The 22023-nt window shown below is 30.5% G+C and carries 17 protein-coding genes; 10 read left to right on the top strand and 7 right to left on the bottom strand.

Annotated elements, in window-relative coordinates; translation table 11 throughout:
• Window positions 1-25: 25 nt before the first annotated feature.
• On the top strand, window positions 26-409 hold the full coding sequence (locus L2Z92_RS10480; protein WP_236452813.1) for a DUF983 domain-containing protein: 384 nt from the start codon (window positions 26-28) through the stop codon (window positions 407-409).
• On the opposite strand, the gene L2Z92_RS10475 is transcribed toward L2Z92_RS10480, so the two are convergent.
• The 7 genes from L2Z92_RS10475 to topA form a co-directional block, all read right to left on the bottom strand.
• Window positions 402-1457: an NAD(P)/FAD-dependent oxidoreductase gene (locus tag L2Z92_RS10475; RefSeq protein WP_236452812.1), complete on the bottom strand. Its 1056-nt coding sequence runs from the start codon at window positions 1455-1457 to the stop codon at window positions 402-404. The two genes, L2Z92_RS10480 and L2Z92_RS10475, sit on opposite strands and share 8 nt — an antisense overlap.
• A gap of 69 nt (window positions 1458-1526) precedes the next feature.
• Window positions 1527-2420, bottom strand: a complete 894-nt coding sequence (gene porN / locus L2Z92_RS10470; protein ID WP_236452811.1) for a type IX secretion system ring subunit PorN/GldN — start codon at window positions 2418-2420, stop codon at window positions 1527-1529.
• 43 nt (window positions 2421-2463) lie between these two features.
• A complete protein-coding gene (gene porM / locus L2Z92_RS10465; protein ID WP_236452810.1) occupies window positions 2464-4017 on the bottom strand; it encodes a type IX secretion system motor protein PorM/GldM in 1554 nt (517 codons plus the stop codon).
• Window positions 4018-4075: 58 nt separating this feature from the next.
• Complete coding sequence (porL, locus tag L2Z92_RS10460; protein WP_236452809.1) at window positions 4076-4711, bottom strand: type IX secretion system motor protein PorL/GldL; 636 nt, start codon at window positions 4709-4711, stop codon at window positions 4076-4078.
• 51 nt (window positions 4712-4762) lie between these two features.
• Window positions 4763-6136 (bottom strand): T9SS ring complex lipoprotein PorK/GldK, encoded by a 1374-nt coding sequence (gene porK / locus L2Z92_RS10455; protein ID WP_236452808.1) that lies wholly within the window; start codon window positions 6134-6136, stop codon window positions 4763-4765.
• 145 nt (window positions 6137-6281) lie between these two features.
• A complete protein-coding gene (locus L2Z92_RS10450) occupies window positions 6282-7430 on the bottom strand; it encodes a formimidoylglutamase (protein WP_236452807.1) in 1149 nt (382 codons plus the stop codon).
• 7 nt (window positions 7431-7437) lie between these two features.
• Entirely contained in the window at window positions 7438-9936 is a 2499-nt protein-coding gene (gene topA, locus L2Z92_RS10445) for a type I DNA topoisomerase (RefSeq protein WP_236452805.1), read from the bottom strand.
• A gap of 322 nt (window positions 9937-10258) precedes the next feature.
• Between topA and miaB the strand changes: the two genes are divergently transcribed.
• From miaB to L2Z92_RS10400, 9 genes are all read left to right on the top strand, one after another.
• A complete protein-coding gene (gene miaB / locus L2Z92_RS10440) occupies window positions 10259-11710 on the top strand; it encodes a tRNA (N6-isopentenyl adenosine(37)-C2)-methylthiotransferase MiaB (RefSeq protein WP_236452804.1) in 1452 nt (483 codons plus the stop codon).
• Window positions 11711-11766: 56 nt separating this feature from the next.
• The gene (locus tag L2Z92_RS10435; protein ID WP_236452803.1) at window positions 11767-13035 is read left to right on the top strand and encodes a sigma-54 interaction domain-containing protein; all 1269 of its coding nucleotides are present in this window, start codon (window positions 11767-11769) and stop codon (window positions 13033-13035) included.
• Window positions 13036-13542 carry an LptE family protein gene (locus tag L2Z92_RS10430; RefSeq protein ID WP_236452802.1) on the top strand — a complete coding sequence of 169 codons (507 nt, stop codon included), beginning with the start codon at window positions 13036-13038 and terminating at the stop codon, window positions 13540-13542.
• Between the two features lie 16 nt (window positions 13543-13558).
• Window positions 13559-14470, top strand: coding sequence for a tetratricopeptide repeat protein (locus L2Z92_RS10425; RefSeq protein ID WP_264554421.1), 912 nt, complete (start codon window positions 13559-13561; stop codon window positions 14468-14470).
• Between the two features lie 3 nt (window positions 14471-14473).
• A complete protein-coding gene (gene secG, locus L2Z92_RS10420) occupies window positions 14474-14839 on the top strand; it encodes a preprotein translocase subunit SecG (RefSeq protein WP_379677855.1) in 366 nt (121 codons plus the stop codon).
• 136 nt (window positions 14840-14975) lie between these two features.
• The gene (locus tag L2Z92_RS10415; protein WP_236452800.1) at window positions 14976-15251 is read left to right on the top strand and encodes a co-chaperone GroES; all 276 of its coding nucleotides are present in this window, start codon (window positions 14976-14978) and stop codon (window positions 15249-15251) included.
• A gap of 66 nt (window positions 15252-15317) precedes the next feature.
• Window positions 15318-16949, top strand: coding sequence for a chaperonin GroEL (groL, locus tag L2Z92_RS10410; RefSeq protein WP_236452799.1), 1632 nt, complete (start codon window positions 15318-15320; stop codon window positions 16947-16949).
• Window positions 16950-17182: 233 nt separating this feature from the next.
• Complete coding sequence (locus L2Z92_RS10405; RefSeq protein ID WP_236452798.1) at window positions 17183-19525, top strand: TonB-dependent receptor; 2343 nt, start codon at window positions 17183-17185, stop codon at window positions 19523-19525.
• Window positions 19526-19606: 81 nt separating this feature from the next.
• Window positions 19607-21991 (top strand): hypothetical protein, encoded by a 2385-nt coding sequence (locus L2Z92_RS10400; protein WP_236452797.1) that lies wholly within the window; start codon window positions 19607-19609, stop codon window positions 21989-21991.
• The last annotated feature ends 32 nt before the right edge of the window (window positions 21992-22023 follow it).

The raw sequence follows: 22023 nt of genomic DNA, 5'->3' as shown, positions 1-22023 counted from the left end.
GTATCTTTGTATAAATTTTTTGCAAATGTTAAAAAAAGGATCCAAACTAAATAGTATTTTAACAGGAAGTTGTCCAAAATGTCATGAAGAAAGCATGTATGAAGACAAAAATCCTTACAATTTATCAAATATTTACAAAATGCATGAAAAATGCAGTCACTGTAATATAAAATATAAAATTGAACCTTCATTTTTTTATGGAGCAATGTATGTCAGTTACGGGCTCGGAATTGCATTTTCTGTTGCTGCTTTTATAATTTCATATGTATTCCTAAATAGTAGCTTAAAAACAGCTTTTGTAGTCATAATCGTGACGCTTATTGCATTCATGCCATTAACAATGAGATTATCAAGAAATATATGGATTAACATATTTGTTCATTACGATAAAAATTGGAAATCTAAATAATATTCTTCTTTTTATAAATTCTTTTAATATCAATTTCTTTGTCTAAAGGCGTACCGTTTTCAATGAAATCAAATAGTTGATTGGCTAAAAAAGGAGCTAACATAACACCTCTTGTACCTAATCCGTTTAAGACATGTAAATTTGCATATTGATGATGCGTACCCACTAATGGTCGACGATCTTTTACCGTTGGCCTAACTCCACCAAAATGCTCAATGATTTCATATTCACAATTGATCACTTCTTCCAGTTTTTCTATTAATTCATTTCGACCTGCTTCAGTAGGTTGATTTGTTTTATCTGACCAATCATAAGTTGCACCAACTTTATATTTATCATCACCTATTGGTAAAATAAAAACACTCGATTTTATTGTGACATCTACTTTTAAATCTTTTGATTTAATTACCAACAATTCTCCTTTTGTTCCATCTAAAGGCAATTCATTAAAGAAAGGATTTGCATGCAAACCAAAACCTTCGGCAAAAATTATGCTTTTAACCTTATAATTATTATATAAAATATAATCATCAAAAAATTCGATCTTATCATAATCAAAAAGCTCATTCTTTATAAGATTGTTTTCCTTTAAGAAAACCTCATAAGCATCAACAAGACATTTAACGTCTAAATAGCCAGTGTGAAAAACTTCCCCAAATCCAAATGAAGAATTAACACTAGAATATCTATTAGGAATAATATTCGTAGATAAAAAATCGGACAAATTAACTTTATCAGCTGCTTGAAACCAGTTATTCTGTTCTTCAACTGATGCTAATTTTCTATAAATTGGAATTTTATAATCAAACTTAATCCCTAATTTATTTTCAATTTTAGCATAAAAAGGCAACGCAAGCTCTAATTGTTCTTTAGCTTTCCAAACTTCACTAAAACGCTTTAAAACAACAGGATTGTAAAGTCCTCCAGCTATTTTAGATGAAGGTTGTGAATAATTTTCAAAAACAACAATTTTTTTTCCTTTATTAAGAGCAAATTCTGAGAAACAAATTCCCGCTATGCCTGAACCAACAATTAAATAATCTATCATATCATTAAAATAAATAAACTCTTATCAAATAAATGATAAGAGTTTATATAAAATTGGAGAAAATCTATATTAATAATTCCACATATCTTGTTCAAAGTCACGTATTTTATCTTTAACACGTTCTGACTCTAATAATTGCATTTGTGCATTTTCTTTCATGTAATCTTTAATCTTACGATCTCCGTATACATTTTCTTCAAGGTAAATAAAACTAGTAAATCTTCTTGAATTTAACAAATGATCAAATGAAAATGGCATTGCAGAATTTTTATTATTGAAAGATTTTGCCTCATGTAGTACATCTCTTGAAGCTGGGAAATAAACCCAAAATAATTCAATAAAATCTTTTTCCTCATTGTTCATTGTATAAACATCTGGAACAACAGGACAAATTCCAAGCATACGGTATTTTAACTCACCTTGACGCTTATCGAAATACCAGTATCCAACTGTTTTATAAGCATCTACGTGAAATGCTTCAATTAAAGTTTTAGTAATATACTCTTCAGGAATTGCTTCTCCAGCGTTGTAATATTCTCTACCAACATCTGAAGTATCAATTAACACCAATGATGATTCAATATCTTCTAATGTTTTTTTGTCTTGGAAATAACTATCTCCATAAACCTCAGTTATTTTACCATCTCTAATACCATTAATCAAGACATTATAAAGAGGTTGTCTCTCCTTAGTTGACATAACATCACCTTCTACTGGAAAGTACAAAGGAAAATTTGCTCTTTCATCAAGATCAATATATTCCCAAACACGTTTACCCATAAGGACATCTCTATCCATTACGTAACCATAAGGAAGAGGTTTATCATTATCAGCAATTAATTCTGCCTCTGTTTTTTGACCAATTTGGTCTGGTGTCTTAGCATTTAAAAGATTAGACTGTGCAAAAGTTAAAGCTGAACTTAAACTTAATGCTCCTACTAATATAATTTTTCTCCAATTCATTTTTTATTCTATTTAGTTTATATATAAACTTGTATTGTAATACTTATTTAATTTCGTAAGTACAAGGTGAAGTTTTAGGTAACATATAATTACCCGCTCCAACTAATTTAGTTTGGATATTGCTAATTACAACCATATCACCTCTTTGAGCCTTAGCAATAGCTGCTTTTGCTCTTGAATCCATTCTATTTCCAGAAACTAAAACAGTAGGTTGTCCTGGTACTTTAATTGTAAATCCAGTAACATTAAGACCTACTTCGAAATCGAAATCTTCTAATTTAGCACCTACTGAACAAACCTCTAAATTTGTTTTAGGACCTGTAGCAGCATATTCTCCTCTAATTGTCCCATTAGGACCAGGAATACCTTTGATACGGAAAGTTTTACTATCAGAAACAGCAGTACCATCTGGCAATGTACCTCTAACATTAATTGAAACCTCTCTACCTTGACCAGGGTTCATATTATATTTTCCAACACCAGAACCTTTAGATAAACCAGCTGCAGATGCAGAAACCTTATCATCTGAAATTCCTGCAAAAGAGATTGTCATAGGATTAATTACCCCACGATAAACAACATTCATTTTATCTGCAGAAATAGTAGCAGAATTTGGTTTTGGTACAACAACATAGTTACCCGTAATATCAACAGGAACAGGCTTACCATCTTCCATGAAAGTAAATTTACCTTCAATTTTGTGTTCTCCAATATTTCCAGAAGGAATACTAAAATTAGCAGCACCGTTTTCCATCGCAGTAGCTAAATCTAATTCATTTCCATTTATAACAACTGAAGAAGGTACTGTTTTATTATCATATTTACCAAGAACAATTTTTCCTTTAACAGCTTCACCAGCAAAGAATGCACTTTTATCTAATATAACAATTCCTTGATAATTTTTCATCGAAGCTGCCGCTTTATATGTATTTCCTAAAAACACATTATAAGCTCCAGTTTCTGTTGCTTTAATATCATTTTGTAATGCAGTTAATTTTGATACAGTTGCAATTGCAGGAAATCCTTTAAAGTGATAATCTAAATATTTCTTTTTGACCCCTTCTTTATCTTTCACATCTTCTGTACCGAATTTTTTCTCAACATCCTTAATGATTAATTGATACGCAGTATCATTTCCTAAAGACTTCTTAATTCCAGCAACATACTCGTTAAATTTATTAACAATTTCTGTTCCTTTTGGAGAATAACCATCTCCTTTAAACCAAGCTTCATCAATTGTACTCTTATCCATAGCTTCAAATGGTAATTTACCATCTTCTAAAGGAAAATCTTTAGTTATATCCTTCTTAACAGCTTCTAAATATGCATAAAAATCCGTTGAAATTTTTGCTATTTGTTGCGCTTTCTTATTTGGTTCAGCAAACTTTGACGCATCCTCACCAGCTTTTTGTTCTAAAACTTGCAATAACTTGTCGTTTGACTCACCTGCTGCTGAATTTGATGATGTAAACTTTTCATTCATCAAACCGAAAGCGGTTAATACTTCTTTTGACATATTTAATGCCAACATTGCGATGAAAACCAAGTACATTAGGTTAATCATCTTCTGTCTAGGGGTTAATTTTCCTCCTGCCATTTTGTGTAATTAGTTTTTTTTAATTAATAAATTTTGTTAATTTAATCGATAAAACTAATTATCCTCTTGTATTCATAGCAGTTAACATACCTCCGTAAACAGCGTTTAAAGATGCAATGTTTGAAGTCATAGACTGCATTTGCTCTTTTAATTTAGCTGCATTATCAGCAATTTCTTTATTAGCATCAGCATTTCTAGAAGCGCTTTCTAACTGTACTTTATATAAGCTGTTTAATGCTTCCATTTGAGCAGCAGCTTGAGACATTTCTTCTGAATATTTCTTTTGTGATGCAATTGAATCTACAGTTGGAGAGATGCTTTTTGCAGCACCTTCAAAGTTTCTAATACTAGAACCTAAACTTTCCATTAATGCACCATCAATTTTAGCATCTTTCAATAGACTATCTAATTTTTGAGATAAAAGACCTTGAGCTTCAGCTGGGTTTTCAACTTTTTTCTTACCTACAGTATTATCTCCACCAGCTAACTCTGGATAAACAAGAGACCAATCTAATTCTTTTTCTGGTGCTTCAAAAGCTGATAATGCGAAAATCGCTGCTTCAGTTAATAATCCAACAATCAACATAGGTCCTGCTCCAGGCCAGTGCATTAATTTGAATAAAGCTCCAACGATTACAACTGCCGCACCCATTCCGTAAAGGAAATTCATTAGTTTTTTACTTAAAATTGCCATAATAATAATTTTAGTTAGTTAAGTTAATATAATTAAAAATTGGTTAAATATTTATTTAGGACTAGTAGCTGTTGCTGCAGTTCCCATGTAATCCTGTACGGTTCTAAATCCGATATAACTTCTAGCCGAATCAGCATATTCGAAGTCACGAGTTGAAACTTGCAAGAAGTAAGCAACATCTTTCCAAGAACCTCCACGTACAACTTTTCTTTGATTATTACGATCTGCAACGTTTGGATTCATTGTAGAAACAAATTCATTAGCAGTTACATCATAAGCAGATTCAGTCCATTCAGACACGTTTCCTGCCATGTTATACAAATTATAGTTGTTAGGTTCATACGATTTTGCCTCTACAGTATACAAAGCACCGTCAGCTGCATAATCCCCTCTATTAGGTTTAAAGTTAGCCATAAAACAACCTCTGTCATTTTTAGCATACGGACCTCCCCATGGAAAAGCTCCCGACTCAAGACCTCCTCTGGCAGCGTATTCCCACTCTGCTTCAGTTGGCAAACGGAAAGAGTTAACTTGATCTCTTCCTTTTTTCTTTTTAATGTATGAGTTCTTGTACAATGTTCTCCAAGCACAAAATGCTTTTGCTTGTTTCCAAGTAACTCCAACTACTGGATATTCTCCATAAGCTTGGTGCCAGAAATAATCATTATGCATTGGCTCATTGTATGAGTAAGCAAAATCTTTAATCCAAGCAGTTGTATCAGGATAAATTGGAATAGGCTTATCTTCTCCATATAAATCTTTACGACCTTTCTTAGTTACTGCATGATTCCAGTCTACTTCTCTATATTTAAATTCTAATTTAGAAACATCTACTGTTTTCAAACCATTATACGACTCGCTTTCAGGAAGGTACATAGAATCCATAACCTCAACATAATACTCATCTGGGTATTTCTGTGGATCATTTATAAGTTTTACTTTTCTATTCAACTTTCTACCTGCATACGGATCATCATCTGTACCAATACTATAGTAGTTTTCATACATGTACTTGTCGTATGGCGACATTTCTTCTACGTTTGCATCTGCAAAAGCATAATCTCCAATACCACCAGCACCGTCTGTAGCAGTTTGTCCAACTTCATCAGCCAACATAGCCAATTTTGTTCTTATTATAGAATCTTTTACCCATTCTACAAACTTACGGTACTCACCATTGGTAATCTCTGTTTCATCCATGTAAAATGAACGCACAGTTACTGTCTTCGTAGGAGCATCCTGAATTCCGGCTAAATCATCATCTGATTTACCCATAATATAAGCACCTCCAGGCACCAATGTCATACCAAATGGTTTTTCTGGATGCCATTTCTTTCCTTTGGCCGCTACTAGTTCTCCTCTATCTCCTTTACCACAACTGATAAACAATGATAAGATTGCTGTAAATACAACTAACTTCTTCATACAAATTTGGGTTAATATAATTTTACTTTTAAGGGCGTAAACCTATTCAATAATTTTGAATTAAACAATTATTTTGTGCTATTTCTTAAAAAAATATTAAAATTAACATAAAAAAACCGTTTCAAAAGCTCAAAACATCTTTGATCTACAATAAATTACGTCGATATGCCTTCCACCATCGGTTTGGGACTTCTTGCTCACATGCTAACAAATAATCATCATGAGTGCAAGGTAATAACGTATTTCTTTTTAATTTATTATTCACATTATCTAAAAAAGGTATTTCTATCCACCATCTTTCAGTTTTATTACTCTTATAAAAAACTAATTCGTCTTCACCAATCAAAACAATATACTTCAAATACTCTTCTTTGCTTCCAAATGGATACTCTTTAGACCTAAAAGAGAATCCTTCAATAAAATACCATACACATTGAGAAACTAATGCAGATTCTCTTTCATTTGGTTCAAAATTAAACAAACCAAAACTAGAAACCTTATCACTTATACCAGAATATCTTGATAATGCACATATTTCTTTTCCATCAAATCCATTCGGACTAAAATTATTATAATTTCCGGAATAAGAAGACTGAACACTTCTCATATCTACACTTACTAAGTCAGCGTCTCGAAAAACAGGTTCAGCAATCGCTATTTTATTAGAAACCTCTCCTAATCGATATGCTTCAAAATATAATTTTTCTATTAAATCTATTTCATCTTGAGAATTATAATACGTTTGATAACCAATATTACTAAAATTAAATAAATTATTTGGTTCTTCAACTATTATCCTTGTTAAAAATGAATCATAAATATAAGCATTTTCTTTTGCAAAATCAAAATAACCATCAATTGTAACCAAATTTACCATTTGATCAAGATTATCATAAGCCCTATAAATTGCGTAAGTTAAGTCCTGAGAACCTCCTATAAAAATTGGTAAAACTTTTTTTCTTTGAAGATCTTCATTTATTGTTTTAACCAAAAAATAAGTATCCTCAATTGTATCACCAGCAACGATATTACCTAAGTCTACAATAGACATATTCCAATTACCTGGAAACAACGAATAAAATGTTTTTCTAAACGAATCAAAGTTTTCATTAACATTATCAATATTACTTCCTCTATATTCATTTACACAAATAATTGCAATACTTGCATTATCTATATTTGGAAAATCAGATTCCGTATGAAATTCTGCATTCTTACCTAAGGCTTGACTTGACAATCTCTCTTTAAACTCTAAGAAATCACGACTAACAGGTTGTAAAAAATCAAAAACCATTAATTAATTATTTCTTTTTTGTTGTCGTTTTTTTCGCAGGTGCTTTTGCTTTTGTCTTTTTCGCAGGCGCTTTTGCTTCTATCATTTCTTTAACCTTATCTAGAGTTAACTCACTTGCATTTATATCTTTACTTAACTCAATCTTTATTTTTCCTTTCAAAATTACAGATCTACCCCACCTTGCCTTTTCAACTCTAATTCCTTCATCTTCCCAATTATGGATAACTTTATCTATTTCTTTTTGAATTTTATCTTCAATTAATTCTTTAATATCACTTTCAGATAAACTATCAAAATTATATTTCTTATTTACATTAATAAACATTCCGTCCCATTTAATAAATGGCCCAAAACGTCCTACTCCTTTTTGCACAGGCAACTCTTTATACATTGCAATTGGAGCATCAGCTTGTTTTTTCTCTTCAATAAGCTCAACAGCTCTTTCAATTGACACATCTAAAGGATCTTCTCCTTTAGGTAAAGATATAAATGTTTTACCAAAACGAACATAAGGTCCAAATCGTCCATTATTTACTTCTACTTCTTCTCCATCATATTGTCCTAATGATTTAGGAAGTAAAAACAAAGTCAATGCTTCTTCTAATGTAAGCGTACCTATATTTTGTTCAGGCAGTAAACTTGCAAATTGCTTTTCTTCATCTTCTTGTTCACCAATTTGAACCATTGGTCCAAATTTACCTAAACGTACAGAAATTTGTCTTCCTGTATCTGGATGCTTTCCTAAAATCCTCTCTCCCGTTTCTCTTTCTGCATTTTTCTCTACATCAACAACATTGGGATGAAAATGATTATAAAAGTCACTCATCATTTTTACCCAATCTTCATTTCCAGAAGCAATTTCATCAAAATCTTGCTCTACTTTTGCTGTAAAATTATAATCTAAAATAGTTTTAAAATTCGCTACTAGAAAATCATTAACAATCATTCCTATATCCGTAGGAACTAACTTTCCTTTATCTGAACCTGTATTCTCGGTCAAATCTTTTGATATAATTTTTCCTTTTTCGAAAACTAATTGATTATAATTTCTTTCCTGGCCTTCAAAAGTTCCCTTCTCTACATAGTTACGATTAATAATTGTAGAAATTGTTGGTGCATAAGTAGAAGGACGACCAATACCTAACTCTTCTAATTTCTTTACTAAAGAAGCTTCCGTATATCTACTAGGTGGCCTTGTGAATCTTTGCGTACCTGTAATGTAATTATTCAAAAGTTTTTCATTCACTCTCATTGCTGGCAACATTCCTTCTTGCTCCTCTTCATCATCATCATGCCCTTCCAGGTATACCTTCAAAAAGCCTTCAAACTTAATAACCTCTCCAGTTGATGTAAAAACTTCGCTATGATTATCTGCTTCTATCTTAACATTCGTACGTTCCAATTGAGCATCACTCATTTGAGATGCCAAAGTTCTTTTCCAAATCAAATCATATAAACGCGCTTGATCTCTATCTATATTTACCGTATGCCTAGACATATCTGTCGGACGAATTGCCTCATGCGCTTCTTGTGCACCTTTAGATTTCGTATTATAATTTCTTGGTTTAGCATATTCCTTACCATAATAACTCTCAATCTCTGCTTGTGCCGCTCCCATTGCGTCATTAGAAAGATTCACACTATCCGTTCTCATATAAGTAATCAATCCAGCCTCATATAAACGTTGTGCAATTTGCATTGTTATACCTACTGGTAAATACAATTTCCTTGCAGCTTCTTGTTGTAAGGTAGATGTAGTAAATGGTGCTGCTGGAGATTTTTTTGTAGGTTTAGTTTCTAAATCTGCTACTCTATAATTTGAACCTATATTATCTTTTAAAAACTTTTCTGCTTCAGCTTTAGTTGCAAAATTTTTAGGTAATTTAGCTTTAAATGCTTTTCCAGCTTCATTAGTAAATTCGGCAGCTATACTATATGAAGCTTCAGAGTTAAAATTTTGAATATCTCTTTCTTTCTCTACAATCAATCTCACTGATACTGACTGAACTCTTCCTGCTGATAAACCTCCTTTTATTTTTTTCCACAAAACTGGAGACAACTCATACCCTACCAATCTATCTAAAACTCTTCTAGCCTGTTGCGCGTTTACTAAATTATAATCGATTGACCTTGGGTTTTCTATTGCTTTTTGAATTGCAGTTTTCGTAATCTCATGGAAAACAATTCTTTTTGTTTTATTTTTATCTAGTTTCAGTTCTTCTGCTAAATGCCAAGCGATAGCTTCTCCTTCACGATCCTCATCGGAAGCTAACCAAACCATTTCAGCTGATTTTGACAAATCTTTTAGTTTCTTAACCAATGCTTTCTTATCGCTAGATACTTCATATTTAGGCTTAAACCCATTCTCTACATCAACACCAATTTCCTTCGAAGGTAAGTCAGCTATATGACCAAAGCTTGACTCAACTTGATAATCCTTTCCTAAAAATTTTTCTATAGTTTTTGCCTTTGCAGGTGACTCTACGATAACTAAATTCTTTGCCATTATCCATTTTTTATTTGAGACAAAAGTAGGCTTTTTTTTAAATTAAACATTCTTGAAATAACAATAATTAAAAATTACCGTTTTAAAAAAGAGTATTTCCTTGTTAACTTTAACACATTTCACTCCTATATATTAAGGGTAGTAAAAAGCTTAAAAACAAGAAGATTATTAGCAAAACAGATTATTGAATTCACAGATTGACTTTTGTAATCATTAAGCATTTTAACTATTAAAAAAACTTATGTTAAACATTATCTGACATCTTGTCAGAATTTATAATTTAGTATTATCTTTGCAATCTGAAAATACATGAATTCGTATTATGGAAAAGACAATTGAAGAAATCAAACAAGGAACAAGTCTTGTTTTAGAACAAAAAGAAGGAAATGCAAAAAAGCTTTTTATAGAAAGCTATGGCTGTCAGATGAATTTCTCTGATAGTGAAATTGTTGCATCAATTTTAGTAAACCAAGGCTACAATACTACTCAAAATCTTGAAGAGGCTGATTTAGTATTAGTTAACACTTGTTCTATTCGTGACAAAGCAGAACAAACAATAAGAAAACGTTTAGAAAAATACAACGCAGTAAAGAAAATCAATCCTAACATGAAGGTTGGAGTACTTGGATGTATGGCTGAACGCTTAAAAGATAAATTTTTAGAAGAAGAAAAAATTGTAGATATGGTTGTTGGACCAGATGCCTACAAAGACATTCCTAATCTTTTAAAAGAAGTTGAAGATGGTAGAGATGCTATTAACGTGATTCTATCTAAAGAAGAAACATATGGAGATATCTCTCCTGTTCGTTTAAATTCCAATGGAGTTACTGCTTTTGTATCCATAACAAGAGGCTGTGATAATATGTGTACTTTTTGTGTTGTTCCATTTACACGTGGTCGTGAACGTAGTCGTGACACTCAAAGTATTACTGAAGAAATCCAAGACCTTTGGACGCGTGGTTTTAAAGAAATAACATTATTAGGACAAAATGTAGATAGTTATTTATGGTATGGTGGCGGATTGAAGAAAGATTTTATAAAAGCTACAGATATGCAAAAAGCAACTGCTGTAGATTTCGCACAACTTTTAGACATGTGTGCAACACAATTTCCGAAAATGCGATTTCGTTTTTCAACATCAAATCCTCAAGATATGCATGTTGAAGTTATTGAAGTAATGGCAAAACATCATAACATTTGTAATTACATTCACCTTCCTGTTCAATCAGGAAGCACTCGAATTTTAAAAGAAATGAATCGTCAGCATACTCGTGAAGAATATATGACATTAATCGACACTATAAAAAGAATAATTCCTGATATCACTTTATCGCAAGATATAATCACAGGATTCCCCACAGAGACTGAAGAAGATCATCAAGACACTCTTTCTTTAATGAAATATGTAAAATACGATTTCGGCTTTATGTTTTCTTACTCCGAAAGACCTGGTACAATGGCTGCAAGGAAAATGGAAGATGATGTTCCAGAAGATATTAAAAAACGTAGACTAACAGAAATTGTAGACCTACAACAAGTTCATGCATTAGAGAAAACAAAACGTTTTGTAGGGCAAACAGTAGAAGTTCTAATAGAAAAAGATTCGAAACGTTCTAGCGAACATTGGTCTGGAAGAAATTCACAAAGCACAGTAGTAGTTTTTCCAAAAGAGAACTACAAACCTGGTGATTTTGTTAATGTAAAAATTACAGATTGTACCGCTGCTACCTTAATAGGTGAAGCAGTTGGATATTCTGAAATAATGCAAGGTTAAAAGTAGTTTAAAATTGTTTAATAATAACAGAATTAAACTATCAAACAAATTAAGTCATGGAAACAGTACAAGCCATAAAACAACGTTTTGAAATTATTGGAAACGATCCAAAACTCAATCGTTCTATAGAAAAAGCAATCCAAGTTGCCCCAACTGATATTTCTGTATTAGTAACAGGAGAAAGTGGTGTTGGAAAAGAAAGTATTCCGAAAATAATACATTCACTTTCACACAGAAAACACGGAAAATATATAGCTGTCAACTGTGGTGCTATTCCAGAAGGAACTATAGATAGTGAACTATTCGGACATGAAAAAGGTGCTTTTACAGGTGCCACCTCTACTCGTGAAGGTTATTTTGAAGTTGCTGATGGTGGAACCATATTTCTTGATGAAGTTGGTGAATTACCTTTAACTACACAAGTACGGCTTTTACGTGTTTTAGAAAATGGAGAATTCATAAAAGTAGGATCTTCGCAAGTACAAAAGACAAACGTTCGAATTGTTGCAGCAACAAACGTTAACATGTTTGAAGCCATCCAAAAAGGGAAATTTAGAGAAGATTTATACTACAGACTAAGTACTGTTGAAATATTATTACCTCCTTTAAGAGAGCGTAAAGACGACATTCATATACTATTTAGGAAATTTTCATCCGATTTCGCACATAAATACAAAATGCCTTCTATTAAACTTTCAAATGAAGCAATTCAACATTTAGTAAGATATCGATGGAATGGAAATATTCGACAATTAAGAAATGCTGCCGAACAAATTTCAGTTTTAGAAACCAATAGAGATATAAACCTTCAAACTTTACAACATTATTTACCGTCTGAAGGAAGTAATCTTCCGTCTGTCATTAACACTAAGAAAAGTGAAAGTGATTTTAGTAATGAAAGAGAAATACTTTACAAAGTGTTGTTTGACATGAAGGCTGATTTAAACGATTTAAAAAAGCTGACATTAGAATTAATGCAAAATGGAAACAGTAAAGTACAGGAAACAAGTAAAAACTTAATTCAACGTATTTACGGTCAGAATGAAGAAAACAACTCTTTTGAAAAAGAAACAAATAGAGAGTTAATTCCTCTTCAAAAACCTATTGAATCAGAAGTGTATAACGATGATTCTGAAGATGATGAAAGTTATCTTTTTGCAGAAACAGTTGAAGAAGAAGAGGAAACACTAAGCCTTGAAGCTAAAGAAATTGAATTAATAAAAAAATCTTTAGAGAGAAACAAAGGAAAACGAAAAGCTGCTGCCGATGAATTAGGCATATCTGAAAGAACACTATATAGAAAAATTAAACAATACGATTTATAAATGAAATCACTCTTTAAAATAATAATAATCACCGTTATATTTACATCAATAAATAGTTGTAAATATTATAACTTCACGGGTGCAAAACCAATTGATGCGGATACATTTCAAGTAAATTATTTTCAAAATAACGCAGATCTTATTGAACCTGGAATAGAAAGAATTTTCACATTAGAGCTACAAGATATAATACAAAATCAAACTAGTCTAAATCTTGTTCCACAAGGAGGCGATTTACTATATGAAGGTGAAATTGTTGACTATAGAATTACACCTATGACAGCTACAGCAGACCAAAGGGCAGCACAGAATAGGTTATCAATCACAGTATTGGTTCGTTTTTCAAATAAAAACAAAGAGGAAGACGATTTTGAAAAACGTTTTTCACACTTCCATGATTATCCAGCAAACGAGCAGATGATTGGAGCCAGATTAACTGCTGGATTAGATGAAATCTACGCAAGAATAACTCAGGACATTTTTACAGAGTCTGTAGCTAAATGGTAATTTATAACTAAAAAAATTGAACACGAAAGACATAACATATCTACTAAACAATCCCTTTTCTATTAACGAAAAGCAAACAATGGACTTAGAAATTGTATTGCAACAATACCCCTTTTTTCAGAGTTTAAAAGCTTTGCATCTAAAAGGATTATACAATCAAGATAGTTTTCGATACAATTATGAATTAAAAAAAACAGCTGCTCACACAACAGATAGAAGTATTCTTTTTGATTTTATAACTTCAGAGAATTTTACAACACTTCAAAAAAATAATATTGAAAACATAGACGACTATATTAATAACATTACTGTTGTAGATAGTGTTTTTCTTAAAATGCCTACTACAATTTCTGAAATAAAACTTGAAGAAAAAGAAATTCAAACTGAGATTGAGAACGAACCTACAATAGAACTTGTTACCCGCTTTGAAAAAGTAGACATTACAATTTCGGAAGAAACCAAAATCGAAACTACAACTGTTATTGAAGCTCAGGTTGAGCAAAACGAAATTGAAGAAAAATTAGAGATTGGAAAACCTTTAGACTTTAATCAGAGTGAAAAACATTCTTTCCAAGAATGGCTTCAATTGACAAAGTTTTCACCTATTGAAAGAGAAGATGAAGAAGAAACTGAGGTTTTGGATCCTGAAAAATTAAAAAAAATAGATATAATTGATCGTTTTATAGAATTAAATCCTAAAATTTCTCCTGTTAAAGCTTCTACTCCAATACCATCAAATATTAGGAAAACCACAGAAGAACCAACACATTTGATGACTGAAACATTAGCAAAGGTCTACTTGGAACAAAAAAAATATCAGAAAGCAATACAAGCTTATGAAATTTTAATTTTGAAATATCCAGAAAAAAGTAGTTTCTTTGCAAACCGAATAAATGATATAAAAGATTTACAACAAAATAATAATTAGATTATGGGATTTACAGGTTTTTTAATTGCAATAACAATTGTTTGCTTTTTATTAATTTTAGCCATTATGGTTCAAAACCCTAAAGGTGGAGGTTTATCTTCTTCATTTGGTGGTTCACAACAATTAGGTGGTGTACAAAAAACAACGGACTTTTTAGATAAAAGTACTTGGACATTAGGTGGGATTTTAATTGCACTTATCTTATTATCAACTTTAGCATTCAATGGAAGTGGATCTAACGATTCAAAAGTTTTAGGTGACGATGTAACTATCCCTCCTGTAACGACTACTGCTCCTGCAACTCCACAAGCTCCTGCGACTGAAGCTACAACTACTGCTCCTGTTAAAACAGAAGAAGCAGCAAAATAATATTAGAATACAATTCTAACAAAATGCCAGCCTGTCAGTGCTGGCATTTTTTTTTAGGAAAAAATGGCAAAAAAAGGCTTTGGCACAATTTCTGAAAATCAATTTGCATATTAATTAATAATTAAAAACACAAAATATGTCATTAAACATTAAACCTATCTCAGATCGTGTAGTGATTGAACCAATGGCAGCAGAAACAACAACTGCTTCAGGTATTATTATTCCAGATACTGCAAAAGAAAAACCACAAAAGGGAATTATTGTAGCAGTAGGTAATGGTAAGAAAGACCATACTATGACTGTTAAAACAGGAGATGTTGTACTTTATGGTAAGTATTCTGGCACAGAATTTAAATATGAAGGTAAAGATTACCTTATCATGAGAGAAGAAGAAATCTTCGCAATTCTATAAAGATAAATGTTGATCGCAAAACAACTTAAAACATTTAAACTTTAAAACAATTTAAACAAAAACATTATGGCAAAAGATATAAAATTTGATATAGAAGCACGTGACGGATTAAAACGTGGTGTAGATGCATTAGCAAACGCAGTAAAAGTAACTTTGGGACCTAAAGGAAGAAATGTAATCATTTCTAAATCTTTTGGAGGACCAACTGTAACTAAAGATGGTGTTTCTGTTGCAAAAGAAATCGAATTACAAGACCCATTAGAAAACATGGGAGCACAAATGGTTAAAGAAGTAGCTTCAAAAACTAATGACTTAGCTGGAGACGGAACAACAACTGCTACTGTACTTGCACAAGCAATTGTAAAAGAAGGATTGAAAAATGTTGCTTCTGGTGCAAATCCAATGGATTTAAAAAGAGGAATTGACAAAGCTGTTGAGGCTATAGTTGAAGACTTAGGGAAACAAACTGTTTCTGTAGGTGATTCTTCTGAAAAAATAAAACAAGTGGCTTCTATTTCTGCAAACAACGACGAAACTATTGGTGATTTAATCGCTAAAGCTTTCGGTAAAGTAGGAAAAGAAGGTGTAATTACTGTTGAAGAAGCAAAAGGTACAGATACATACGTAGATGTAGTTGAAGGTATGCAGTTTGATAGAGGTTATTTATCTCCTTACTTTGTTACCAATGCAGACAAAATGATTGCTGAATTAGAAAATCCTTATATTTTATTATATGACAAGAAAATTTCTAATCTACAAGAATTACTACCTATTTTAGAGCCTGTTGCTCAATCTGGAAGACCTTTGGTTATTATTGCTGAAGATGTTGACGGACAAGCATTAGCTACTTTAGTGGTTAACAAATTAAGAGGTGGTTTAAAAATTGCTGCTGTGAAGGCTCCAGGATTTGGAGACAGAAGAAAAGCAATGCTTGAAGATATTGCTATTTTAACTGGAGGAACAGTAATTGCTGAAGAAAGTGGATTTGCTCTTGACAATGCAACTATTGAAATGTTAGGAACAGCTGAAACTGTAACTATCGACAAAGATAATACTACAATTGTTAATGGTGCTGGTGATGCAGAAAACATCAAAGCAAGAGTAAACCAAATTAAAGCTCAAGTTGAAACTTCTACATCAGACTATGATAAAGAAAAATTACAAGAGCGTTTAGCTAAATTAGCTGGTGGTGTTGCTGTTCTTTATGTTGGTGCTGCTTCTGAAGTAGAAATGAAAGAGAAAAAAGACAGAGTTGATGATGCATTACACGCAACGAGAGCTGCAGTAGAAGAAGGAATCGTTGCAGGTGGTGGAGTTGCTCTTGTTAGAGCTAAAGCTGTCTTAGCAAATATTAAAGCTGAAAATGCTGATGAAGCTACAGGAATTCAAATAGTAAATAAAGCAGTTGAAGCTCCTTTAAGAACAATTGTTGAAAATGCAGGTGGAGAAGGTTCTGTTGTAATTGCTAAAGTATTAGATGGAAAAGGTGATTTTGGTTTTAATGCAAAAACTGGTGAATATGTTGAAATGCTTAAAGCTGGTATTATCGACCCTAAGAAAGTAACACGTGTAGCTCTTGAAAATGCTGCTTCTGTTGCTGGTATGATCTTAACTACAGAATGTGCTTTAATTGATATTAAAGAAAATGAATCAGCAGGACATAGCCACATGGGTGGAGGAATGCCCGGAATGATGTAATAAAGTTTTATTTTTATTAAATCCCTATGAATTAAAAATTCATAGGGATTTTTTTTTGAAAAAAATTTTCTTATAATCAAACAAGAAAAACCCTATAGAACATTGGTAAAAATATTTAAAAAAGCTACAACCTACTCAATTTTAACAAACTACCAATATAAAAGAAAATCTATTTGGCATAGTTTGTGATATATTTCTTACTTAACCAGTATTAATTATAAATCCAAGTAACTATGAAAAAAATCTTATTTCTCGCTTGTGTTGCTTTTCAACTCACAAATGCACAACAATCTAAAGAAGTTCTTAAAGAGCAAATAGCAACTTCTTTCTCTAATTATTTTGAAAATAATCGAGAAAACATTCACTTACATCTTAATAAGAACCAATTTACCTCCAATGAAAATATTTGGTTTAAAGCTTATGTTATAAACAAAAAAGATGAAAAGCTAAATCCAAATACTACAAACCTTATAATTAGGATGTATAATGACAAAAATGAATTAATCTATAGTGGACTAAACTATGTTGCCAACGGTGTTACTAATGGACATATCCCGTTAAAAGACAACTTGCCAACTGGAACATATTACATTCATACTTTCACCAATTATATGAATAATTTCAATGAAAATGAATCTAGTTTATTTAAAGTTGATATTATCAATACAAAAGACACAAATCTAAAATCAAAATCAAAAGAAGTATATTCACTTAGCTACAATATAGAAGGTGGGAATTTACTTTATCAATCAGATAATAGAATTGTGGTAAAAGCTATAGACATTAATGGTAATGGTGTTAAAGCATCTAACATTTTACTAAAAAATGAAAAGGGCGATGTTATTAATGTCATTGAAACAAACGAACAGGGATATGGGTTTACAACAATAATAAATCCTTCAAATGAAAAATACACCTTATCATTATCAAGTAAAAATAGCACAATCATTAAAAACCTTAATAATGTAAAAATTATAGGGTTCAATATAAACGCTAACAATACTACAAACAACGAAGATTTATATTTAAAAATTGAAACAAATAAAATATCATTAGAAAAAAACAAAGACAATTATTTTACACTTGCTATCAGTCAAAATGGTAACATAAAATTTATTGATTTAAACATAAAAGAAGAAACTACTTCTCTTTTAGTACCAAAAAATGAATTATTTGAAGGTATAAATACACTACGTTTATTAGACAACAACCTTAATCTACATTCTGAAAGAATTATTTATAACGAGGTTAACAAACCGACACTTACTATTTCGAAAACTTTAATTTCTAAAGATTCGATTACTATTTTTGGTTCATTAAAAAATAATGTAGGTAATTTTAGTTTAAGTGCAAACCCAGTAGTAGAAAATGCAGAAACAAGCACATTACAATCTATTAACGAACAATTTAAAATAAATAGTCACCTAAATGAAGAAGTGAAAAACCTTGATTATTATCTATTAAAAACAGATCGCATAAAAAAAATACAATTCGATATGTTCTTAATACATAACAAACCAAAATACAATTGGGAAAACATAAAGAAAGGAGTACCTACAATTCGTTATGATTTCGATTTAGGAGTAAATTTAAAAGGAAGGATATACAACTATGATGTAGAAAATGGGAAATTACGTTTTATATCAAAAGATGGAATTCAATATAACGTACCCGTTTCTGAAAATGGTGAATTTGAATTCAAAAATTTAATTCTTACAGATTCTACTACCGTTTTTTTAACATTATTAGATGAAAAGGAAAGAGTTGTAAAAACAGCTATACATTCTCGTCTAATAAATAACACTCCTAACTTCAATAAAGTTATCAATATTGCTCCTATTGTATATGACAATACTATTCTAAAAGAAATAAATAACGATGTATATTTTCCAAGATACAATGATATTGTTTTATTAAATGAAATTAATTTATCTGAAAAACAAGAGCAAAAAAGTCAATCTAAAATTAGAAGTGCTATAGATCGTTCTTATAAAATAAACGACATTGAAGCAAATACATATAGAGATGTTCTTATGTTTTTACAAACACATGGATATAATATAAATAACAATTTAGGTCAAGTTAATATTTTTAGTAGAAGACCGCAAACAAGTTTAAATGGATCAAGAAAAGCACCTTTAGTTTTCATTGATGATGCTCCAATAATAAATTTTGACTTTTTAGATGGTATGCCATTAAACAATATAGAGGAAATATTAATTGATAATTTAGCTTATGAATATGGAACAAGAGGGCTTGGAAGTGTAATAAAAATTTATTTAAAAAAGGGTTATGTTAATTATTTAAATACAAATCCTAAAACTAAAGAAATCATAGTAGAAAATGGATTTAAAAAACAATTATACTTTAAAAATCAAAATTATATTAACTACAATGATCAGGCTTTTAAAAACTTTGGAACAATATTTTGGTCACCTTCAATCTACACAGATTCACATGGAGATTTTGAAGTTAAAATTCCGATTTTAAATCAAGATCAAATTAAACTAAACATTCAGGGTATAGATAATGAAGGAAACATTTATAATGAAGAACAAATAATCAAAACCCGATAATACCTAAGGTAAAAAACCAATAAATCATGTTTATTGGTTTTTTTTCATTATTTTTATTCCTATAACTCTATAACCAAAACCATGAAAAAAATTATATTTTTAATTTGTATTGCAATTCAGCTAGCAAATGCACAGCAATCTAAGGAAATTATTAAGAATCAAATTGCAACTTCATTTTCAAAATATTTTGAAAATAATAGTGAAAATGTTTTTTTACATCTTAATAAAAACAAATTTTTATCTAATGAAAGTATTTGGTTTAATGCCTATGTTATTAATAAAAAAGATGGAAAATTAAATCCTAACACTACCAATTTAGTAGTAAAAATGTATAACGATCAAAATGAATTGTTATATAACAGTCTAAACTATGTGAGTAATGGTATTACTAATGGACAAATAAAATTAAAAGAAAAACTACCTACCGGAACTTATTTTATTCATGCTTACACCAACTACATGAACAATTTTATTGAAGATGAATCTAGTTTATACAAAATTGATATTTTTGATTTAAAAGATCAAAAAATTAAAAAGAAATCTAATGCTCCTTTTGATTTAAGCTATAATATTGAAGGTGGTAACTTATTATATCAGTCTGAGAACAAAATCGCTGTAAGAGCAATAGATGTTAACGGAGATGGCTTTAAAACGGACAATATTGAATTAAAGGATGAAAAAGGAATAGTCATTTCAACTATCAAAACCAATGAACAAGGATATGGGTTTAGCTTTCTAACAAATCCAAACAATGAAAAATATAGTCTTTCACTAAAACAAGACAAAAATACAATTACAAAAAACTTAAATAGTGTTAAAACAATTGGATTCAACATTAGCGTAAATAACAATGTTAACAAAGAGAATCTAATCCTGAAAATCGAAACAAACGATATTTCATTAGCAAAGTATAAAAACGAAAGCTTCACATTATTAATTAATCAAAATGAAAAAATTAAATTCATTGACATTATAATTAAAGACAAAACAACTCAATTAATAATTGCAAAAAATCAACTATATGAAGGGATAAACACCCTTCGTTTAATAGACAATGACTTGAATTTACATTCTGAAAGAATTGTTTATAATGAGACAAATTGTCCGAAAATTACTATTTCAAAAAAACAACAGTTAAAAGACTCTATAATAATCCAAGGAAAAATAAAAAATAAAATTGGAGTTTTTAGTATTAGTACAAACCCTGTTCCTGAAAATTCTAATTTCAACACAACGTCTTCAATACTTGATAAAATTAAAATTAACAGTTACTTAAATGAAGAAATTAAAGACTTAAACCATTATTTATCGAGTGACGATCGTACAAAAAAAATTGAGTTCGACATAGCATTAATACATAGCAAACCAAAATACAATTGGATAAACATAAAAAAAGGACTACCAAAACTTCATTATGAATTTGATTTAGGTGTTAACCTTAAAGGTAAAATATACAATTATGATGTTGAAGATGGTAAATTACGTTTTATATCTAAAGATGGTATTAATTACACAATTCCTGTATCTTCTAATGGTGATTTTGAATTTAAGAATTTAGTTTTAACAGATTCTACTAGTATATTTTTAACATTATTAGACAAAAAAGAAAGAGTCGTTAAGACAGCAATTCATTCTAGATTAATAAACAACAATCCTAGTTTTAATAAAGTATTAAAAATTGATCCGATAGTCTATGACAATTCTTCTTCAATAGAAATCCTAAACACAAACGATCAATTGTTTGAAACTAACGACTTAGTTTTATTAAATGAGATTATTTTGTCAAGTACACAAAAAGAGAAAGAAGAGTTTAGAGCTAATCCTTATAGTTATAGTAAAGACCCTTATAAAATAACTGAAACTCATGCAAACACTTACAGAGATGTACTTACATTCTTAGAAATGCATGGTTGCAAAATTGAAAGAGGTTTTGGGGAATTTAAAATTAGATCTCGAATAAATGGTTTTGTTTCCACAAGTCTTAAGAATATTGACACTCTTTCAGCTTCTGGAAAAAAAGAAGCTTTACTATTTATTGACGATGTAATAATTCCAGACGGATCAATATTTGACGGAATGATGTTAGATCAAGTCGATGAGATTTACATAGACTTAAATACACCGAACGGATATGGAACGAGAGGCTTAGGTGGTATTATAAAGGTCTATTCTAGAAAAGGGTATATAAACAAAAAACAGGCTACTCAAAAAACAAAAGAGATAATAGTTGAAAATGGATTTAAAAAACAACATACGTTTAAAAATCTCACATATACCAATTACAATCATCCCACTTTCAAAAAAATAGGTGCAATTCATTGGTCCCCAAAAATTTACACAGACAAAAATGGTGACTTTGAAATAAAAATCCCTACTTTAAATCAAAATCAAATTAAATTGAATATTCAAGGTATTGATAATGAAGGAAATGTTTATAATGAAGAACAAATTATTACTATAGAATAATTTAACAAAAAAGCCGATTATAAATTTTTAGA

This window comes from Flavobacterium jumunjinense, assembly GCF_021650975.2.
In the GTDB taxonomy this organism is placed as follows: domain Bacteria; phylum Bacteroidota; class Bacteroidia; order Flavobacteriales; family Flavobacteriaceae; genus Flavobacterium; species Flavobacterium jumunjinense.
Note: the sequence above shows the minus strand (reverse complement) of the source record. Positions and strands in the feature narration are given on the sequence as shown.